At 72.4% G+C, this 18,030-nt stretch carries 19 protein-coding genes; 6 read left to right on the top strand and 13 right to left on the bottom strand.

Going from position 1 to position 18,030, the window contains the following annotated elements; genetic code table 11:
• Positions 1 to 22: 22 nt before the first annotated feature.
• Positions 23 to 679, bottom strand: a complete 657-nt coding sequence (locus AC1Q49_RS14310) for a LuxR C-terminal-related transcriptional regulator (protein WP_492492963.1) — start codon at positions 677 to 679, stop codon at positions 23 to 25.
• Complete coding sequence (locus AC1Q49_RS14305; RefSeq protein WP_492492961.1) at positions 667 to 1,995, bottom strand: sensor histidine kinase; 1,329 nt, start codon at positions 1,993 to 1,995, stop codon at positions 667 to 669. The genes AC1Q49_RS14310 and AC1Q49_RS14305 overlap by 13 nt, the downstream gene beginning before the upstream one ends.
• A 121-nt stretch (positions 1,996 to 2,116) precedes the next feature.
• Between AC1Q49_RS14305 and AC1Q49_RS14300 the strand changes: the two genes are divergently transcribed.
• Entirely contained in the window at positions 2,117 to 2,929 is an 813-nt protein-coding gene (locus AC1Q49_RS14300; RefSeq protein WP_492492960.1) for a Cof-type HAD-IIB family hydrolase, read from the top strand.
• Between the two features lie 29 nt (positions 2,930 to 2,958).
• On the top strand, positions 2,959 to 3,789 hold the full coding sequence (locus AC1Q49_RS14295) for an aldo/keto reductase (protein WP_061781984.1): 831 nt from the start codon (positions 2,959 to 2,961) through the stop codon (positions 3,787 to 3,789).
• A gap of 12 nt (positions 3,790 to 3,801) precedes the next feature.
• Here the strand turns inward: AC1Q49_RS14295 and AC1Q49_RS14290 are convergent, their stop codons facing one another.
• The 9 genes from AC1Q49_RS14290 to AC1Q49_RS14250 form a co-directional block, all read right to left on the bottom strand.
• Complete coding sequence (locus AC1Q49_RS14290; RefSeq protein ID WP_492492958.1) at positions 3,802 to 4,494, bottom strand: Pr6Pr family membrane protein; 693 nt, start codon at positions 4,492 to 4,494, stop codon at positions 3,802 to 3,804.
• A 36-nt stretch (positions 4,495 to 4,530) separates the two neighbouring features.
• Entirely contained in the window at positions 4,531 to 5,346 is an 816-nt protein-coding gene (locus AC1Q49_RS14285) for a siderophore-interacting protein (RefSeq protein WP_492492956.1), read from the bottom strand.
• Positions 5,347 to 5,355: 9 nt separating this feature from the next.
• Positions 5,356 to 6,123 (bottom strand): iron ABC transporter ATP-binding protein, encoded by a 768-nt coding sequence (locus AC1Q49_RS14280; protein WP_060959070.1) that lies wholly within the window; start codon positions 6,121 to 6,123, stop codon positions 5,356 to 5,358.
• Positions 6,120 to 7,172, bottom strand: a complete 1,053-nt coding sequence (locus AC1Q49_RS14275) for an iron chelate uptake ABC transporter family permease subunit (protein WP_061781983.1) — start codon at positions 7,170 to 7,172, stop codon at positions 6,120 to 6,122. The genes AC1Q49_RS14280 and AC1Q49_RS14275 overlap by 4 nt, the downstream gene beginning before the upstream one ends.
• Positions 7,162 to 8,187 (bottom strand): ABC transporter permease, encoded by a 1,026-nt coding sequence (locus AC1Q49_RS14270; RefSeq protein WP_061781982.1) that lies wholly within the window; start codon positions 8,185 to 8,187, stop codon positions 7,162 to 7,164. Before AC1Q49_RS14270 ends, AC1Q49_RS14275 begins: the two co-directional genes overlap by 11 nt.
• An 89-nt stretch (positions 8,188 to 8,276) precedes the next feature.
• Positions 8,277 to 9,266 carry an ABC transporter substrate-binding protein gene (locus AC1Q49_RS14265; RefSeq protein WP_492492953.1) on the bottom strand — a complete coding sequence of 330 codons (990 nt, stop codon included), beginning with the start codon at positions 9,264 to 9,266 and terminating at the stop codon, positions 8,277 to 8,279.
• 106 nt (positions 9,267 to 9,372) lie between these two features.
• On the bottom strand, positions 9,373 to 9,591 hold the full coding sequence (locus tag AC1Q49_RS14260) for a hypothetical protein (protein WP_101305582.1): 219 nt from the start codon (positions 9,589 to 9,591) through the stop codon (positions 9,373 to 9,375).
• A gap of 31 nt (positions 9,592 to 9,622) precedes the next feature.
• Positions 9,623 to 10,576 carry a DNA-3-methyladenine glycosylase family protein gene (locus tag AC1Q49_RS14255; protein WP_492492950.1) on the bottom strand — a complete coding sequence of 318 codons (954 nt, stop codon included), beginning with the start codon at positions 10,574 to 10,576 and terminating at the stop codon, positions 9,623 to 9,625.
• 76 nt (positions 10,577 to 10,652) lie between these two features.
• Positions 10,653 to 11,393 (bottom strand): winged helix-turn-helix domain-containing protein, encoded by a 741-nt coding sequence (locus AC1Q49_RS14250; protein ID WP_492492948.1) that lies wholly within the window; start codon positions 11,391 to 11,393, stop codon positions 10,653 to 10,655.
• Positions 11,394 to 11,793: 400 nt separating this feature from the next.
• On the opposite strand from AC1Q49_RS14250, the gene AC1Q49_RS14245 reads away from it, so the two are divergent.
• From AC1Q49_RS14245 to AC1Q49_RS14235, 3 genes are all read left to right on the top strand, one after another.
• Positions 11,794 to 12,369 (top strand): P-loop NTPase family protein, encoded by a 576-nt coding sequence (locus AC1Q49_RS14245; RefSeq protein WP_492492946.1) that lies wholly within the window; start codon positions 11,794 to 11,796, stop codon positions 12,367 to 12,369.
• 46 nt (positions 12,370 to 12,415) lie between these two features.
• Entirely contained in the window at positions 12,416 to 12,730 is a 315-nt protein-coding gene (locus AC1Q49_RS14240; protein ID WP_060959375.1) for a GNAT family N-acetyltransferase, read from the top strand.
• 106 nt (positions 12,731 to 12,836) lie between these two features.
• Positions 12,837 to 13,106 (top strand): hypothetical protein, encoded by a 270-nt coding sequence (locus tag AC1Q49_RS14235; RefSeq protein ID WP_060959376.1) that lies wholly within the window; start codon positions 12,837 to 12,839, stop codon positions 13,104 to 13,106.
• A 13-nt stretch (positions 13,107 to 13,119) separates the two neighbouring features.
• Here AC1Q49_RS14235 and AC1Q49_RS14230 read toward each other — a convergent pair whose 3' ends face one another.
• Together AC1Q49_RS14230 and AC1Q49_RS14225 are read right to left on the bottom strand one after the other, a co-directional pair.
• Positions 13,120 to 13,965, bottom strand: a complete 846-nt coding sequence (locus AC1Q49_RS14230) for an alpha/beta fold hydrolase (RefSeq protein WP_492492943.1) — start codon at positions 13,963 to 13,965, stop codon at positions 13,120 to 13,122.
• Positions 13,966 to 14,039: 74 nt separating this feature from the next.
• The gene (locus AC1Q49_RS14225; protein WP_492492941.1) at positions 14,040 to 17,000 is read right to left on the bottom strand and encodes an immunoglobulin-like domain-containing protein; all 2,961 of its coding nucleotides are present in this window, start codon (positions 16,998 to 17,000) and stop codon (positions 14,040 to 14,042) included.
• A 363-nt stretch (positions 17,001 to 17,363) separates the two neighbouring features.
• On the opposite strand from AC1Q49_RS14225, the gene AC1Q49_RS14220 reads away from it, so the two are divergent.
• Positions 17,364 to 18,002: a hypothetical protein gene (locus tag AC1Q49_RS14220; RefSeq protein WP_492492939.1), complete on the top strand. Its 639-nt coding sequence runs from the start codon at positions 17,364 to 17,366 to the stop codon at positions 18,000 to 18,002.
• Positions 18,003 to 18,030 lie beyond the last annotated feature (28 nt).

Below are 18,030 nucleotides of genomic sequence, written 5' to 3'. Positions count from 1 at the left end.
ACGGGAGGCGGGGTGAGGGTGGTCATCGGGCGGTTCCGTTCTCCCAGTGGATGAGGGCGGCGAGCACGCGGCGGTTGCCGTGCTCGTCCTGCTCCAGATCGAGCTTCTGGAACAGGGAGGTGATGTGCTTCTCGACGCTCGCCTCGCTGACGAACAGCGTCTGGGCGATCGCCTGGTTGCTCTTGCCTTCGGCGATGAGCGCCAGCACGGTGCGCTCACGGTCGGTGAGGCGTTCCATGCGCACGTCGCGACCGCGACGGGTCAGCAGCTGGGCGACGACCTCCGGGTCGAGCACGGTCGCCCCGGCGCCGATCCGCGCGACCGCGTCGAGGAAGTCTGAGACGTCGGCGACGCGGTCCTTCAGCAGGTAGCCGAGCGAGCCCGACTGCTCGGTGATGAGCTCGCCGGCGTACTGCTCCTCGACGTACTGGCTGAGGACCAGCACCGCCAGGTCGGGGCGGGTGCGGCGCAGGTGCACCGCGGCGCGGATGCCCTCGTCGGTGAAGGTCGGGGGGAGGCGGACGTCGAGGATGCAGAGCTCGGGCGCGGTCGCCTCGACCGTGGCGACGAGGTCGCCGGCGTCGGGCAGGGCTGCGACGACCTCGTGTCCGGCGTCGTCGAGCAGCCGTACCAGTCCCTCGCGCAGGAGCGCGGAGTCCTCGCAGATCAGGATGCGCACGGGACGCTCACCTCCAGCGCCGTCGGGCCGCCGTGGGGACTGTCGAGCCGGCTCATGCCGCCGGCCGCGGCGATGCGGTGGGCGATGCCGTCCAGCCCGCCGCCGGGGAGCACCTGGGCTCCGCCGACGCCGTTGTCCTCGACGCGCGCCCAGAGCATCGTCGCCGCGCCGTCGACGGCGTCGCGTAGACGCACCGTGACACGCACCTCGCTGCCGCGCGAGTGCTTGGCCGCGTTGGTGAGCGACTCGGCGATCGCGAAGTAGACGGCCGCCTCGGCGGTGCGGCTGCAGCGGCCGGCCGCGGGGGCGGGGAGGCGCACGTCGAGGCTCACCGGCACGTGCGAACGCGCGGCGAGGGCGCTCAGCGCGGCATCCAGCCCGCGGTCGTCCAGCACCGACGCATGGATACCGCGGGCCAGCTGGCGCAGCTCGGTGATGGCGGCCTTGGTCGAAGTGTGCGCCTCGTCGATCAGGGCTTTCGCGGAGGCCGGGTCGGAGTCGATCTTCTGCTGGGCCAGGCCCAGTGTCATCCCGACGGACACGAGCCGGGGCTGCACGCCGTCGTGGAGGTCGCGCTCGATGCGGGTGCGCTCGACCTCGCCGGCGCGCACGGCGCTCTCGCGCTGGGTGCCGGCCGTGCGGGCCTGTTCGAGGAGTACGGCCTCGCGGCTGGGCACGAGGACGGCGCGGGTGAGCACGCCGTGCAGGAGGGCGGCGCCGACCAGGAGGGCGAGGCCGGCGAGGATGCCGACGACGCCGACCAACACGGCCCACTCGCTGCCGATGTGCACATCGGTGCTCGGCACGCGCACGCTGTCGCCGCCGACCAGCGGGGTGAACAGCACGGCGACGCTGGAGGCGAGGGCGCCGACGATCGGCAGCACCACGAGACCGAGGATCGTGGAGATCGCCGCCGAGGCGATGCCGCGCCACATGGGTCCGTCGGTGAACTGACGCCACAGCGAACGCAGCCAGCCGCCGAATCCGGGACGGCCGCTGTGTCGGAGGGGGAGGGCGGGCAGGCCGAACGAGTAGAGCCCGTCGACGCGGGCGTACTCGAGCCAGGCGGTGGCCCACATCGCGTAGACGAAGGCGACGAGGAAGACCGCGCCGATGCCGAGGGCGGGCAGCAGGCCCAGTCCGAGGCTCAGCAGCAGGAGGAGGACGGTGAAGACGGCGGTGCCGGCGAGGCCCATCGCGGCGAGCTGCGCGATGGCGCCCAGGTGGGCGAGCAGGCCGATCCGACGCGTGGGCGTCGCCTCGGGCACGGTCGCCGGTGGCGCGGGAGGGGCGCCGGCATGATCGGTGTGGGGCATGACTCCACGCTAGGGCGCGGCCGACCGCGGGCGCAGGGGAGCGGTCCCCCGGTTCCGTTTCGGGTTATCCCCCGGTCGCGGCGCGCGACGCGCGGCGGGGCCGGTGGGGGAGGATGGAGGCGTGACCTCCGCCGACATCCGTCTCATCGCCGTCGACATGGACGGCACGCTGCTGCTGCCCGACGGCTCGGTGCCGGAAGGCCTGTGGCCCCTGCTCGAGCGCCTCCGCGATCGGGGCATCGCCTTCGCTCCCGCGAGCGGACGGCAGCTCGCGACGCTGCAGCGCACGTTCGCCGGTGTCGACGCGGAGCTCGACTACATCGCCGAGAACGGCGCGTACGTCGTCCGCGGCGACGTCGAGGTCAGCTCCGACGCCGTCGACCCGCGGGTCGCGGCCGAGGTCGTGGTGCGCGTGCGGTCGCTGGTCGCCTCCGGAGCCCTGCGGGCCGGGCTGGTGCTGTGCGGAAAGCGCTCGGCCTACGTCGAGGACACGGACGAGGCGTTCCTCGCCGAGGTGGACAAGTACTACGCCCGGCTGGAGGTCGTTCCCGACCTGCTCGCGGTCGACGATCAGATCCTCAAGCTGGCGATCTTCGACGTCGACGGCGGGGAACGGCACACGGCGCCCGCCTTCGCCGACCTCGCCGCGACCCATCAGGTGGTCGTCTCCGGTCAGCACTGGGTCGACATCATGAACCCGACCGTCAACAAGGGCGTCGCGCTGCGCGCGCTGCAGGACGCGTTGGGCGTGACGTCGGCGCAGACGGCCGCCTTCGGCGACTACCTGAACGATCTCGAGCTGCTGCGGGCCGCCGACTGGTCGTATGCGATGGCGGACGCGCATCCCGAGGTCGCCGCCGTTGCGCGCTTCCGCGCGCCGTCGAACGCGCAGGCCGGCGTGCTGACCGTGATCGCGCGGCTGCTCGGCGACTGACGGTCCGCCGCGGGGCGTAGCGTGGGGTCATGGTCACGATCCCCACGGTCTCCCTGAACGACGGCACCGCCTTCCCGGAGCTCGGCTTCGGCACTTACACGCTGCGCGGCGACGACGGCGTCGCGGCGATCGAGGCGGCGATCGGAGCCGGCTACCGCCTGCTCGACTCGGCCGTGAACTACCAGAACGAGGTCGAGGTGGGCGAGGCCGTGCGCCGCAGCGGCATCCGCGACGAGCTCATCGTCACGACGAAGGTGCCGGGCCGCGAGCACGGCTACGAGGAGACCGTCCGCAGCGCGCACGGGTCGCTCGAGCGTCTCGGTCTCGACCGCATCGACCTCTACCTCATCCACTGGCCGAACCCCAGCGTCGATCGCTACGTCGAGACCTTCCGCGCGATGATCGACCTCCGCCGCGACGGGAAGGTCGGCTCGATCGGTGTGTCGAACTTCACCGCGGCGATGCTCACGCGGCTCATCGACGAGACGGGCGTGACGCCGGCCGTCAACCAGGTGGAGATGCACCCCTACTTCCCCCAGGACGCCCTCCGCGCCTTCCACGCCGCCCACGGCATCCGCACGGAGAGCTGGAGCCCCCTGGCGCGGCGCAGCGAGCTGCTGAGCGAGCAGGTCGTCGCCGACGTCGCGGCCGCGCACGGCGTGAGCCCGACCCAGGCCGTGCTGCGCTGGCACACGCAGCTCGGGTCGACGCCGATCCCCAAGTCCGCGACTCCGGCGCGGCAGGTGGAGAACGCCGATGTGTTCGACTTCACACTCACGGATGCCGAGATCCGCGCGATCAGCGGGCTCGAACGCGGCCGCCTGTGGGACGGTGACCCCGAGACCCACGAGGAGATGTAGGCGCGTCGTCGCTCAGTGGGCGGGCTCCGCCTCCGCGGCGGGCCCGACGCGCGCGAGCAGCCGGTCCAGCCCGAGGAAGAGATAGCCGACGGCGACGAGCGCGACCGTGAGGCCGACGATCCACACCGCGACGCCGCCCACGCCGTGCGTGGACACGTCCATGAACGGGTAGGGCACCGTCGTGCCGCCCGCGAAGCGGCCGCCGAGGGCGCTGTAGCCGAACGCGAACACGAGGTAGGCGTAGGGGATGAGGGCCCACAGCAGGGGGTCATAGCCGCGCAGTCGCCCCTTGGGGACGAACAGGAGCCAGTCGACGATGACGAGGACGGGCGTGATGATGTGCACGAGGTTGTCGGTCAGGGTGAACGGCTGATAGGCGCCCGGCTGGGTGAACAGCGACGGGGCGAGCACGAAGAGGTAGATCAGCATCGTGACGGTGATCGCCTCCATGACCGCCGCCGCCCATCGCGCGGAGGGCGTCGAGGCTCCGGTCCAGCCCTCGCGCTGCGCGTCGCGCAGCGTCACGACGGCCGACAGGATCATCCAGGCCAGGCACAGCACGTTGCTGAGCACCGTGTAGTACAGGAACGACGTCCAGGTCGGCGACGCGGTCCACAGTCCCGACACCCGCGCGATGCCGACGACGATGACGAGCGCCGCGACGGCGCGATACCCGAAGGCGAGGAGGCGGGAGCGCACGATCATGCGCCCATGTTAGGGGGCGGGGCGGCGGTCGACGGCTCAGTGGGGTGCGTGGTACGCGCTCTCGCCGCGCTTCCAGTAGCCCTTCACGACGATGCGGTCTGCGGGCAGGCCCCAGCGCTCGACGAGCAGCGCCCGCCCGGGGCGGACGATCCCCTGCTCGGCGGCGACGAAGCCGAAGACGTCGCCGGCCGGCCGGTCGGCGGCCCCGAGCGCGTCGAGCCGGTGCGCGAGCGCGACGCCGGCGGCCGCGCCGCCGCGATGCACCTGCTCGACGATCACCCCGGGCGGCGCCGCGATCGGCAGCTCGTGCGCCTCGTCGGACGACTCGACGAGGATGCGCCCGACGGCGTCGGCGTCCATGAGGTGCGCGAAGCGGCGCATCGCGGGCACCGCCGTCTCGTCGCCGGCGAGGAGCCAGCCGTCGGGCCGGCCGGTGAGCACCATCGAACCGCGGGGGCCGCCCACGCCGATCGCGGCGCCCGGTTCCGCGTCGCGCGCCCACTCGGCGGCCACGCCGTTGTCGCCGCCGTCAGCACCGTTTTCCGCACCGTTTTCCGCACCGTGCAGCGCGAACTCGATGTCCAGCCATCCCTCCTCGGCATCCCACGCGAGCGGGGTGTACTCGCGGCTCGGCGCCGCCCGCAGCTCCTCGAGGGACGCCGGCGGCGCGTCGGGGAAGAAGAGGCGGAGGTGGTCGTCGGCGCCCGGGGAGTCGAATCCACGCAGGTCCGCGCCGGAGACGCGCACGCGCACGTAGGCGGGGGTCAGCCACTGACGCGCGGTCAGCTGCGCGCGGCGGAACCGCAGCTCCAGGGGGCGACGCTCGAGGCGGAAGGCGGGGGTGGCGGTCATGCGGGCTCCTCAGTGGACGGGCGGACGGTGGTAGACGGCGAATCGTCCCGTCGGGCCGTCGAGGACGGTGACGGGGGTGCGGAAGACGCGGCTGAGGACATCGTCCCGGATGATCTCGTCGGGGGTGCCGTGCACCACGATCGCGCCGTCGTCCATCGCGACGATGCGATCGCTGTAGGCGGCGGCGAAGTTGATGTCGTGCAGGACGATCACGATGGTCGTCCCGAGGGCGTCGGCGGCGTGACGCAACTGCATCATCATCCGCACCGAGTGCTCGGCGTCGAGGTTGTTGAGCGGTTCGTCCAGCAGCACGTAGCGCGTGTCCTGCGCGAGCACCATGGCGACGTACGCGCGCTGGCGCTGGCCCCCGGAGAGCTGATCGAGGAACCGCTGCTCGAGCGGGGCGAGATCGAGGAGGTCGATCGCCTCGGAGATCTTCTCCTCGTCGCCGGCGGTCAGCCGGCCGCCGCTGTGCGGGAACCTTCCGAATCCGACGAGCTGGCGCACGGTCAGCCGCGTGACGAAATGGTTCTCCTGCCGCAGGATCGACACGATGCGCGCGACCTCTCTCGACGCCGTGCGGTGCACGTCGACGCCGCCGATCGTGATCGTCCCCGTGTCGGGCGTCGAGAGGCGGCCCATCATCGTGAGCAGCGTGGACTTGCCCGCGCCGTTGGGCCCGACGAGGGAGATGATCCCGCCCGCGGGCAGTTCGAGCGAGACGGGGCCGATGCGGGTGGCTCCGTAGTCCTTCACGACACCGTCCAGACGGATCACAGGCGCCCCTTCCGGAAGACGACGAGCAGGAACAGGATGCCGCCGATGAGCTCGACGACGATGGTCACGCTGTCCACGAGCGAGAAGACGTGGCGCAGCAGGAAGTAGGCGCCGGTCAGGATGACGTAGCCGACCAGCCACGCGGTCGGCAGCACCCGGCGGTGCTCGTGGGTGTCGGCGACGGCGTAGGCCAGCGTCGCCGAGAGGAAGCCGAGGAACGTCATGGGCCCGACCAGCGACGTGCTCATCGCCATCAGCACCGCCACCAGGGTGAGCATGAGCATCACCTGGCGCCGGTGGCGGATGCCGAGACCCGTGCTGATGTCGCCGCCGAGCGCGAGCACGTCGAGCCGCCGGGACAGCAGGAGCACCGCCCCTCCGGCGACGGCGCAGATCGGGACCACGAGCCACAGCAGCCCCGTGTCCGCGTTGCCGATGCTGCCGAACAGGCGTGCGCGCAGCACGTCGAAGGTGCTGGGATCGAGCAGCTGCTGCAGGAAGGTCGACAGCGAGCTCATGGCCGTGCCGAGGACGATGCCCACGAGCAGCATGACGTGCAGGTTGCCGAAGCGTCCCGACAGCAGCCACGAGTACAGCAGCACGGCGAACAGCACCATCGCCGCCGACTGCAGCACGAAGCGCCAGGTCGGGGACAGGCCCGACACCGACGTGGTCCCGAACACGAAGACGACGGCGGTCTGGATGAGCACGTACATCGACTCGAACCCCATGATCGAGGGGGTGAGGATGCGGTTGTTCGTCACCGTCTGGAACGCGACGGTGGCGTGGGCCTGGCAGAACGTCACGAGGGCGATCACGACGACGGTCGTGGTCCGCATCGACGTCACCCGCCACCAACGATCGCTGAACGGCTCGAACCGGTTGTCCCACGTCAGCAGCAGCACCGTGAGCGCGAGGGCGACGGCGACGAGGGCGGCGGTCCGCAGGTGCGCGCGCGAGCGCCGCGCGGCGCTCGCGTAGGCGCCGACGGCGCGGGGCGCGGCGGGGGCGGATGCGGTGGCACGGCCGGTGGCGCGGTCAGCGAGCATCGGTCCTCCGGGTGCGCAGCAGCATCCCGATGAACACCACCGGCCCGATCACGCCGAGCACGAGGGAGACGGGCATCTCGAAGGGCATGATGACGATGCGACCGATGATGTCGCACACCGTCACCACCCAGATTCCCGCGAGGAACACCCACGGCAGGTTCTCGCGGAGGTCGTCGCCGCGGATCATCGAGACCAGGTTCGGCACGATGAGGCCGAGGAAGGGGAGCATCCCGATCACGACGGTGACGACGCCGGTCGTGATGGCGACGAGCCCGACGCCGATGAGCACCACGCGCTCGTAGTGCAGCCCGACGTTCGTGGCCACCTCCTTGCCGAGCCCGGCGACGGTGAAGCGGTCGGCCGTGAACGCGACGACCGCGGCGACGGCGACGACGATCCACAGCAGCTCGTAGCGACCGGCCTCGACGCCGGTGAAGCGGCCCAGGAACCATCCGCCGAGCATCTGCAGCAGCCCCGCGCGGATGGCGATGAACGCCGTGACGGCGCTGATCACGGCGCCGAACATGATGCCGACGATGGGGACGATGAGGGAGGACTTCAGCGACACGCGCCGCAGGAACGCGAAGAAGACGAGGGTGCCCACGAACGCGCACGCGATCGCGGCGAGCATCTTCGCCACGACTCCCGCCGACGGCGCCAGCACTGCGGCGAGCAGGAGTCCGAGGCCGGCCCACTCCGTCGTGCCGACGGTGGTCGGCTCGACGAAGCGGTTCTGGGTCATGAGCTGCATGACGAGTCCCGCCATCGCCATGCTCGCCCCCGCCAGCATGAGCGACGCGGTGCGCGGGACGCGGGTGATCCACAGGAAGTCGGCGCCGGTGGGGTCGGTGATGTCGGCGACGCCGACGAAGAGGGAGACGCCCAGCAGCACCGCCGTGGCGGCGACGCCCGCGGCGAGGGTCACGGCGCGCCGGCGCCGGCTCCGCACGGGTGCTCGCCGGGTGGCGAGCGCGTCGACGTTCGTCACGCGACGCAGGGCGGTGGGATCGGGCATGGGAGGCGGCTCCGAGCGGTGGCCGCCGCCACGGCCTCCCGGCCCGCCGTGCGGGATGCCGGGGGTCGCGGCGGCGACCTGTGGGGGCGTCAGCGGCTCTCGAAGAGCGTCGTGAGGCCGTTGAGGACCGAGATGTAGGCGAAGACGTCCTCGGTCAGGTAGTAGTCGGACGGGAGGACGTAGATCGCGCGGTCCTTCACCGCGGCGACGTTCGCCAGTGCGGTCGAGCCCGTGATGAGATCGAGCGCCGGGGTGACCTCCCCGTCGCCGACGGCGGCGTCGCGGTCCAGCACGAGGAACACGTCGGCGTCGGCGGCGGCCAGCGCCTCGAGCGAGAGGGTGTCGCCCTTGTCGGTCTGCGTGCCCGCGGCATCCAGGGCGGGCGTCAGCCCGAGCAGGCTGAAGAAGATGCTCGCGCCGCGCCCGTCCGTCGGGTTGGAGTAGTTGATCTCGCCGCCCGTCGTGATCAGGCCCATCACCGTCGTGGCCGGGTCGTAGGCGGCCGTGGCGGCGGCGACGGCGTCGTGGAACTGCGCGATCAGCGCGGCGGCCTCGTTCTTGCGGTCGAAGATCTCGCCCATGAGCGTGACGCTCTTCACGAGGTACTCGTCGGCCGACATCCCGGCGGGGGTGTCGGTGTCGACGATCGCCGCGTCGGGGGCCGCGTCGCGGACGCCCTTCGCGGTCTCCTCGCCTCCGAAGCGGTAGCCCGTGATGACGAGGTCGGGGTCGGCCGCGACGATCTGCTCGTAGTCCGGCTCGCCGTGCGTGCCGATGTTGAGGATGTCCTCGTCGTCCTTCAGCGGGTTGTTCGGGCTCATGAGATCGCGCGGCGCGACCGTGATCGGCAGATCCCAGTCGGCGGCGAGCTGGAAGAGGCGGTTGTCGGTGATCGCGACGCTGTTCGCGCTCTCGATCGTGACCTCGTTGCCGCCGAGGTCGGTGACCGTCACGGGGTAGTAGTCGGCGGCGGCCGCGGCGGACGACGCGGGCGCGGTGGAGGTGCCGGCGCAGGCGGACAGGACGAGCAGGGATGCCAGGGCCAGCGGCACGACGGCCGCGAAACGGCGCAGGGTCATAGGGAACTCCTCGGTTGCGGTGTGACGCGACCGTCGTCGCGAGATAGGTTAGGCATACCTAATCTCTACTATGCCGGATGGGCGTCGACACCGCCAAAGGAGGGGGTCAGAGCTGCGCGCCGTCGTCCCAGGGATCGTCCAGCCGCGGGGTGCGACCGCGCCACGACTCGTAGGCGAGGAGCCAGCCGATGGAGACGATGACGGCCAGCAGCAGTCCCAGCCAGACGTTCTGCAGGATCAGCCCGAACACCACGCCGGCCGCCAGCAGAACGAGCGTGCCGACCAGCCATCCGATGCGACCGCGCGGCCAGCCTCTGTGCGTCATGCCGTCAGCCTAGGAGATCGCCGTCACCGCGTCACCGCGCGCGATGGTCCTCCGGCGCGAGGCGCGGACCCCGCCGCGGCTCGAACCGGCCGCTGAGCCCGAGCAGGCGGATGACCCGCTGCCGGTGCCCGCGCCAGGGCTCGAGCAGCTCCAGCATCCCGTCGTCGTCGACGCGGCGTCCCGTCAACGCGTAACCGACCTGGTGGGCGAGATGATAGTCGCCGACGCTGACGGCATCCGCGTCGCCGAAGGCGCGGATGCGCGCCTCCGCGCTCGTCCACGGCCCGATCCCGCGCAGAGCGGTGAGGGGTGCATCGGCGGATGCCGCATCCGTCGCGACCCGCTCGATCGACGCGCGCCGGGCGGCGGCATCGACGATCGTCCGCGACTGCGCCGGCTCGAGCCCCGCGCGATGCCAGGTCCAGCTGGGGATGCGATGCCAGTCGGCGGGCGGGGCGAACATCGGCAGCGGCGTGGGACCGGGCGCGCGCTCGCCGCACCAGGTCAGGATCATCCGCCAGGCGCCGAAGGCCTGCAGGCCCGTGACCTTCTGCTCGAAGATCGCGCTGACGAGCGCGTCGAAGACGAGATCGGTGCGGCCGAGGCGCAGGTCGTCGTGCCGGCGGTGGGTCTCGGCGACGACCGGATGGTGGTGCGCCTCGAAGCCGGCGGGGTCGTCATCGGCGCCGCACAGTGCCGGCACCTGCGCGAGCGCCCACGCGGCTCCCGGTCCCCACGCGGCGGCACGCACGCGGGTGCGTTCGATGCGCAGCGCGAGCGTCGCGACGCCCTCGGGCGTGCGGGTCGCGCGCCAGATGACCCCCTCGTGCTCCCGCTGCGACGGATCGTGCGCGCCGCGCTGCTGGTGCCGGATCGCTCGCGCCGCATCGATCGGCAGGCGCGGACGGTACTCGGTCTCGACGGGGCGCGGCGAGGCGGGTCGCGGGTCACGGGTGCGCGCCGGCATCCTCTCCCGCGTCGTCATGCGCACACCCTACGTCACCACCTCCGACACCGGCTCCGACACCGCGGGCGGTCGGGCGCGCGGGACGCGCCGTGGCTCAGAAGCGGTCGGGCGAGGGGGTGCCGTGGCCGTAGCGGATGACGACGTCGGCGTGGCGGTCGAAGCGGTAGCCGATGCCGCGGACGGTCCGCACGATGTCCTCGTAGCGGCCGAGCTTGGAGCGCAGCCGTCGCACGTGCACGTCGATGGTGCGCTCGCCGGGGGCCTCCTCGGCGTCGGCGTGGCTCCACAGCGACGAGACGAGCTCGGCCCGCTCGATCGTGCGCCCTTCGCGCAGCACGAGGTACTGGAGCAGCTCGAACTCCTTGAACGTCAGCTGCGCCGCCTCGCCCTCGATGTGCACGCGCCGACGCGAGATGTCGATCGTGACGCCGCCGGGGACGTGGTCGTCCTCCGGCTCCTCCTGCTTGGTGCGCGCGACGGCGCTGGGCTCGTGCAGGGCGAGGCGGACGACGTCGACGTCACGGCCGCCCGCGCCGGCCGGGGCCAGGGCGACGGTCGCGTACGTCTCGGCGTGCGGGGCGAGCTCGCCGAGCGTGCGCCGCAGGGCCTCGACGAGCGTCGACAGCGACACGCCGGCGGCGGCGGCCTTCGCCTCGTCGATGCCGACGTACAGCGCGAACCCGCGCGGAGCGGTGCCCACGGGAACGCTGCCGGTCGCCGGTGCGGGCGTCGCCGGAGCGGCGGGAGCGGGAGCGGCAGGGCGGGCGGCGACGTCGGGGACGGCGCGGAGGTGACGGACGGGAGCGGGCGAGGCGAGGAGAGCGGAGTTCGACACGGGAGATGTCCTTCGGAGGCGGAACCCGGGCGGAGGGCCGAGAAGCGGGTTCGAGTGTGTGTTGCGAGGGGCCCGGAGGAAGATGTCGCATCGGATCCGATGCGAGGGCCTGTGCGAGACAGCCGGCATCCGCGTTGTGCGCGGTGCGGTGCTCGGGGGGTGGCGCCGGCTGAGAGTGTGGGTCAGCGTCGGCGGGCGCACCCGGCGGGGTTCACCGTCAGTGGCACATTCGGCAACACATGGCAACGCGCGGCATCATGATGCCGGCATGTCCGTTCGCCTCCAGGGCGGACAGAGTGCGTGCGTTGTCAGTCATGCGCCTGATTATGACGAACGGTGTCCGGATGTGTCAAACCGCACGGATGCCGCCGCCGCAAGATGACGGAATATGACAGAGTGCATGATCGTGCGCGCGTCCCCTCCCCATCGCATCCGTGTCGTCGGCACCTCGGGGTCGGGCAAGTCCCGGCTCGCGGAGGTCGTGGCCGCGCGGATGGGGCTCGCCCGGCTCGAGCTCGACGCGGTGTTCTGGGACGAGGGGTGGACGTACCGCGACCTCGACGAGGCCCAGGCCCGCGTGCGGGCGTTCCTCGCGGCGCACCCGGAGGGGTGGGTCGCGGACGGCAACTGGAACTCGCGCCTGGGCGACCTGATGGAGCCCGGCACCCCGGGCGGCGCCGACGCCGTGGTCTGGGTGGACCACTCGCGGCCGGTCGTGATGGCGCGGGTGATCCGGCGCACGCTGCGCCGCGGCATCCTTCGCGAAGAGCTCTGGCACGGCAACCGCGAGCGGCCGCGGACCTGGCTGAAGTGGGCGCCGGAGGACAACATCATCCGCTGGGCGTGGACCACCCATCCGACGATGACCCGGCGGATGGAGGCGCGCATCGCGGCGGGCGATCCCGTCGTCCGGCTGCGCGGGCAGCGCGAGGTCGACGCGTGGGTGCGCTCGCTGCCGGAGGCTCCGCGGCGATAGCGACGCACCCGGCCCCCGTCACGGCGGCGCGGCGTAGCGTAGAGGCATGACCGGAGAGACACGCGACGACCTGTCCTTCACGAACGAGGCGGAGCAGTCGCGGTACGTCCTGCGCGACGGCGAGCAGATCGTGAGCGTGCTCGACTACCGCGACGACGGCCGCACGGTCGCGATGACGCGGGCGTACACCGTCCCGACCTTCCGCGGCCACGGCTACGCCGGCGAGGTCGTCGCCCGCGCCGTCGCCGAGGTCGCCGCCCGCGGCGATCGCGCGATCAGCCCGGTCTGCTGGTACGTCTCCGACTGGTTCGACGCCCACCCCGAGCACCGGTCCCTGCTCGCCGAGCGCCGCGCCGGCTGAGGGCCTACTGCGGGCCCGACCGCGCCGTCAAGGCCCTGGCCCGCCGGCCGCGCGGGCGGCACAGTGATCTCAGCCACGACGTGGGCTCGGCGAGGAGGAGGACACCATGGTCGACGACCGTGACGGACGGCCCGAGGGTGCGAGCGGCCCGCAGGGCGCCACGCAGGACGAGCCCGCGCTCGCGATGCACGACGCGACGGAGGGGGAGCGGCTCGACGGGCTGGTCGCGCAACTGCGCGCCGACGTGCTCGGCGAGAACGTCGCGACGGTGGAGAAGGCGGTCCGCGGACGCATCGCGGAGACCGGGCTCACCGTGGACGAGGACGTCGTCGCGCGTCTGATCGCGGAGCTGTCCGCCGCCGACACCGCCGGCTGAATCGTCGCGGAGCTCAGTCCTGCGACAGCCAGCGTCGCAGCTCGGATGCCGCCGGCTCGGCCGTGCGGATGAGCGTCTCGTGGCGATGTCCCTCGATCACGAACGGGCGCGCATCGGGGATCGCGGCGACGACCTCGTCGAACCACGGTGCCGGCACGACGACGTCGAACTCCCCGCGCACGACGAGGGTGGGCGCGGCGATCCGGGGGAACGCGTGCTCCGGGCGGTGTGCGAGCATCGCCCGCATCTTGCGTCGCAGGTGCGGCCCGGCCCGCACGTACTCGCGCGCACCGAGGAGCAGCACCTTGGGGCTCTCGCCCCAGAGATCCCGCCCGAGGCGCCACAGCTGGCGCAGGGCCCGCCGGTGGTGGCGGTCGACGGTCGGCGCGACGAGGACGAGCCTGCCCACGGTCTCCGGGTGACGGGCGGCGACCTCGGTGGCCACCTGCGTCCCCATGGAGTGGCCCAGCAGGACCACCGGACCGCGGTCGAGGTGTCGCAGGTAGGCCGCGACGAGATCCGCCATGCGTTCCATCGTGGGCGTGCGCGGCGGCTCGGGGGCGTCGCCGTAGCCCGGCAGGTCGACGGCCACGACGAGCGCATGGTCCTGCAGGTGCAGCACGAGGTCGCCGAACACCTTCCGTCCCATCCCGATCCCGTGGATCAGCACGACCGTCAGCTCGGCCTGCGGGTCGCCGCGGCGCTCCGCGATCAGGCTCGCCCCGGCATCGGCGAACACCTCGATGCGGCCGTCGTCGGTGGGCACCTCGGTGATCTCGTCGATCGCGCGGTCCACGGCATCCACGACCGCGTCGACGGCGTCGGCCGGTGTTTCGGGGGCGGCATCGTCCAGAGGCATGCCTCGAGCGTATGACGACGGGGGCCCGTTCCCGACAGAACGGACCCCCGTCGTCGACGGACGATGCGGCGGCGTCAGCCGCAGCTGCGGGCGGCGTAGGCCACGGTGAGCGGGGACACGGCCCCGCCCTGCGTCACCGTCGCCGACAGCTGACCGGCCGGCATCGTCGTCAGACGCGTCGTGAACGCGTACGAGGACGTCGCGCCCGCGGCCAGCGTGATGTTGCGGGACCCGTACGGGGTCACGACCGTGACCGTCGCGTCGCCGCCGCGCTCGTTCGCGGTCGTGACGACGAGCGTCGCCTTGCCCAGGACGCAGCGGGCCGTGGTGGTCACCGCGACGTGGGCCGCGGCCGTCACCGTGACGGTGGCCTCCACCGGCATGCGGGAGTCGTCCTGCGCGACGCCGCGCACCGTGAAGGTGCCCGGCTGGGCGTACGACGACGGGGCGACCGCGTCCCACACGACGTCGACGGTGCGCTGGGCGCCGCTGAGCGTGGTCAGCGTGGCCTGCGGCAGCGTCGGGGCGGTGCCCGCCGTGGTGGACAGGTCCATCGCCGCGACCGAGGCGACCGCGATGTCGGGGGCGTACGCCTCCAGCACCTTCTGGTACTCGGCGCGGGTGATCGGCAGGACGGTGCCGTGACGGGGCTTGCCGCCGTCGGCGTTCTGCGGCAGACCCTGCCGCAGCTTCGCGCCGAGCGGCTGCCAGGTGCCCCCGTCGAGGTCGGTCGTGCCGAACGGGACGTAGTGGTTCGGTCCGCCGTGGTAGTTCGGCTGGTCGATGAACAGATACCAGTCCAGCCCGTTCACGTCGCCCTCGTTGGCGGGGAAGACGTTCGGCCCCTCGCCGCTGGAGTACACGCCGCCCGGCTCGCCGTTGGACAGGCCCGTGGCGACGCGCTCCTGGACGAGCGTCCACTGGTCCGCGGCTCCCGAGGTGCCTGGCAGCGAGCCCGTGACGGTCGCCAGCAGGTTCGTCGACTTCTCCTCGCGGATCGTCATGCTCGCCTCGTCCTTGGTGAAGCGGTAGTAGACGTCGCCGACCTTGGCCACGGTGGAGTCGATCGTGCCGAGACCCGTGCCGCGACGCACGTCGATCCAGGGCTTCGCCTCCGAGAAGGTGACGAAGTCGTCGGTCGTGGCGTACATCATGCGGTTGTAGGTGACGGCGGTGCGGTCGGCGGCGTTCGCGGTCGGGTAGAGGTTCGAGGCCCAACAGACCACGAAGGTGTCGAGCTCCTCGTCCCAGTAGGCCTCGGGCGCCCAGGTGTTGCCGGCGAAGTCGCTGGAGACCTTCACGTGGCGCTGCGCCGACCAGGTGACGAGGTCGGTCGACTCCCACACCTCGATGTAGCGCGAGCCGGAGATCTGCGCCGTCGTGAAGCCGCCGGCCAGCCCGTCGATCTTGAGGTCGGTGGCGATCATGTAGAACTTGTCGCCGCCGGGCGCCCGCAGGATGAACGGATCGCGCAGGCCCTGCGTGCCCACCGTCGAGGAGAACACGGGCTGCCCGCCGTTGAGCGTGTTCCAGCTCAGCGCGTCGTTGCCCTTGGATGCCGCGATGCTGACCCGCTCCGCGCCCTGACCCTCGCCGGTGAAGAACGTCCAGAAATAGGCCTCGGTCGTGGCCGAGCCGCCCGGCATCGGCTGCACGCGGGCCGTGAAGGTGCGGCTGGCCGTGGCGTCGCCGCTGCGGGCGACGGCCGTGAGCTCGACGGTGGCCGCGGCGGATCCCGCGGCCGGTCGGGCGACCACGACGGTGCGCGCGTCGGCGCGCACGCCGTCGCGGAGCGAGGCCGAGGCGGCGCCGGAGCTGACGGTCCAGGTGATCGTCGAGCCCTGCGCGCCGAGCGTCGGCACCGAGAAGTTGGTGCGCACGTCGTCGAGGCCGCTCACCTGCACGGCCGCGATGTCCTGCGACACCCGCTGCTGGTCGGTCAGCTCCTGCGGCACGGTCACGGAGTAGGTCTGCGTGCGCGTCGTCGTGCCCACCGTGAAGGTCGCGGTGAGGGTCACGTGCGCGTCGCCCGCGCCCCCCGCGGGCCGGCGCACGGTCGCGGATCCCCCGGAGACGGAGATCGCCGCGGCATCCGACTGCCACGCGACGGCGACGCCGGCGCTCGTCGTCGGGAGGGTGAAGTCGGCCGTCGCCGTGGTGGGGACGGTCACCCCCGCGACGGCGCGGTCGAGGGCCTGGCCCGCGTAGAGGCTCTGGACGTCGGCATCCGACATCGCCTGGGAGTACACGGCGAAGTCGTCGACCAGACCGCTCCAGTTGGTGTCGTTGTACGTCGAGCGGCCGAGGCTCGCCGTCAGCGTGGCGCCGAACGAGGCGACGTCGCGCGCGATGGCGTTCTGGGTGATGCGCGACCCGTTGACGTACACGCGCAGCTGTCCGCTCGTGCCGTCGATCACGGTGGTGTACAGGCTCAGCCCCGCCGGCGTGCGGGCGCCCGCGGTCGCGGCGCCGGTCGCGCCCGCGCCGACCTCCGTGCTCCACGGCGACCCGGCGTTGGTCGCGTTGGTGATGACGGACTTGACGTAGCCGGAGGGGTTGCTGGGGTTGAGCAGCCAGTAGCCGGAGGAGTACGACGCGCCGGAGGCGACCGGTGCCCCGATGAAGGCGGCGGCCGTGTTCGCGGCGCCGGTGCGGGGGGAGAGCCACGTCGAGATGGTGAGGTCCTTCTTGCCCACGAGCGCGGCGGTGGGGATCTCGAGGTAGGCCGCCGTCGCGCGGGCGCCGCCGGGCAGCGACAGCGCGCCGTCGGCGACCGTGGCGCCGGTGAGGCGGATCGTGGCGTCGTTCCCGTTGCCGCTCGCGTCGGCGACGGTCGTGCCGGCGGCCGCGTCGAACGAGTAGTGGATGATCGGCTGCGCCGCGGCATCCGCTTGGGCGGCCGTGGGAACCGTCGCTCCGGCGACCGCGAGGGCGACGGCGGTCAGGACGGCGCCGGCGCGGATCGGCGGCCGGGCGGCGGCGGGACGGTTCGGGACTCCGGGGAGGCGGAATCGGGCTCTCGGGCGCGTCGTCATGCGCGGGTACCTCGCTGTTCTCGGTCGCGGCGACGAGCCGGTGGTCCGATCCCGCGACGGCTGCGTCGCGGGGGCGGGAGGGCGCCATCGCTCAGGGGGTCGACCGCCGATGGACGGTCGTGGGTGTTAGCGGAAACAATCCGACGCGGCTCACGGTAGGGCGGCGGCCGCGGGCGTGTCAAGGCACCCGACCGCGGGAAGGCGGGGCGTGGTCGGGGCCGTCGGTCGCGCCGCGACGGCGTTATCAAAGCGTTACTGTTTCCGCTAACCGTTATCGCTAACATTTCTCGGAGTCGAGGCCCACCGTCGGGCCGACAGCATCCGGCGCGGCGCAGAGGCCGCTCTGAGAACGGGAGTCAAGCAATGAAGAAGAACGTCGTGCTCGCGCGCACCGCCGCCGGTGTCGTCGGAGGGCTGCTGCTGATCGGCGGCGCCGGAGCCGCCTTCGCCGCCGAAGACAACGCGGTGGGCAACCAGGAGGTCGGCGTCGACGTGCAGATCGACGCGGTGGGCGCCCTCACGCTGAGCGTCGCATCGGGCTCGACCTCGCTGACCGAGGTTCCGTCGGGCGACGCCGGCATCCGCCAGTTCAACGGCGCCCTGCCCGACGTCACGGTCACCGACGACCGTCAGAGCGTGCCGGAGGGCGTGTTCTGGTACGTCACGGGCCAGTCCAGCGCACTGGCGGACGGCACGAACAGCATCGACGCCGGTCACCTCGGCTGGGCGCCGAAGCTGATCACCGACACCGGTGACGGCGAAGTGGGCGAGGGCGCTCAGGTGAACACGGTCCTCGACGCCCCCACGCCCAACGTGCCGGCCGACAACGTCGGACTCGTCGGCAACGAGCTGCTCGCGCTGAGCCTCGACTCGCAGAGCGCCGCGAGCGTCGGCAGCTGGACGGCCGGCGCCGACCTCTTCCTGAAGGTCCCGAGCACGGTCACCCCCGGCGCCTACGCGGGCACGATCACCCTCACGCTCTGGGAAGACCAGGTGGACTGACACCCCTCACCCCCGCTCCACCCCGTTC

Source organism: Microbacterium sp. MPR-TSA4, from assembly GCF_058792815.1.
The sequence above is the reverse complement of the archived record's forward strand: the minus strand, read 5'-3'. Positions and strand labels throughout refer to the sequence as shown.

Coding starts and splice junctions, on each gene's coding strand:
- AC1Q49_RS14305 (WP_492492961.1), bottom strand. CDS start 1,995: ATGCCCCACACCGATCATGCCGGCGCCCCTCCCGCGCCACCGGCGACC.
- AC1Q49_RS14295 (WP_061781984.1), top strand. CDS start 2,959: ATGGTCACGATCCCCACGGTCTCCCTGAACGACGGCACCGCCTTCCCG.
- AC1Q49_RS14290 (WP_492492958.1), bottom strand. CDS start 4,494: ATGATCGTGCGCTCCCGCCTCCTCGCCTTCGGGTATCGCGCCGTCGCG.
- AC1Q49_RS14285 (WP_492492956.1), bottom strand. CDS start 5,346: ATGACCGCCACCCCCGCCTTCCGCCTCGAGCGTCGCCCCCTGGAGCTG.
- AC1Q49_RS14275 (WP_061781983.1), bottom strand. CDS start 7,172: ATGCTCGCTGACCGCGCCACCGGCCGTGCCACCGCATCCGCCCCCGCC.
- AC1Q49_RS14270 (WP_061781982.1), bottom strand. CDS start 8,187: ATGCCCGATCCCACCGCCCTGCGTCGCGTGACGAACGTCGACGCGCTC.
- AC1Q49_RS14265 (WP_492492953.1), bottom strand. CDS start 9,266: ATGACCCTGCGCCGTTTCGCGGCCGTCGTGCCGCTGGCCCTGGCATCC.
- AC1Q49_RS14260 (WP_101305582.1), bottom strand. CDS start 9,591: ATGACGCACAGAGGCTGGCCGCGCGGTCGCATCGGATGGCTGGTCGGC.
- AC1Q49_RS14255 (WP_492492950.1), bottom strand. CDS start 10,576: ATGACGACGCGGGAGAGGATGCCGGCGCGCACCCGTGACCCGCGACCC.
- AC1Q49_RS14245 (WP_492492946.1), top strand. CDS start 11,794: ATGATCGTGCGCGCGTCCCCTCCCCATCGCATCCGTGTCGTCGGCACC.
- AC1Q49_RS14240 (WP_060959375.1), top strand. CDS start 12,416: ATGACCGGAGAGACACGCGACGACCTGTCCTTCACGAACGAGGCGGAG.
- AC1Q49_RS14235 (WP_060959376.1), top strand. CDS start 12,837: ATGGTCGACGACCGTGACGGACGGCCCGAGGGTGCGAGCGGCCCGCAG.
- AC1Q49_RS14230 (WP_492492943.1), bottom strand. CDS start 13,965: ATGCCTCTGGACGATGCCGCCCCCGAAACACCGGCCGACGCCGTCGAC.
- AC1Q49_RS14225 (WP_492492941.1), bottom strand. CDS start 17,000: ATGACGACGCGCCCGAGAGCCCGATTCCGCCTCCCCGGAGTCCCGAAC.
- AC1Q49_RS14220 (WP_492492939.1), top strand. CDS start 17,364: ATGAAGAAGAACGTCGTGCTCGCGCGCACCGCCGCCGGTGTCGTCGGA.